The sequence below is a fragment of the Curtobacterium sp. PsM8 genome, from assembly GCF_030433875.1.
Taxonomy (GTDB): Bacteria; Actinomycetota; Actinomycetes; order Actinomycetales; family Microbacteriaceae; genus Curtobacterium.
In genome coordinates this window covers 1-230 of the sequence record NZ_JARUXD010000195.1, presented here as the reverse complement: position 1 = coordinate 230, position 230 = coordinate 1, and the positions used below count along the sequence as shown (strand labels likewise).

At 40.0% G+C, this 230-nt stretch carries 1 protein-coding gene; it reads right to left on the bottom strand.

Translation table 11 applies throughout. The annotated features are described in order from the left end of the window. On the bottom strand, window positions 1-230 hold a 230-nt coding region (locus QCD68_RS17340), incomplete at both ends, for a hypothetical protein (RefSeq protein WP_301223910.1).

The window sequence follows — 230 nt, the reverse complement described above, 5'->3', positions numbered from 1 at the left end:
TTGTGTGGTGTTGGTCTAATTCTTGTGGGTGTTTTGTTGGTTTTTTTGGTGTTAATGCCAACAAACGTGGCGGGTTTGGGTTTTTTTTTGTTTTTTTTTTTTGTTTTTTTTTTGTTTTTGTGGTTTTGGTTTTGTGGGTGTTTGTTTGTGGTGGGGTTTTTTGTTGGTGTTTTGTATTTTTTGTGTTGTTTTTTGGGGTTGTGGTTTTGGCGGGCGGCTGGCGCCCCCCC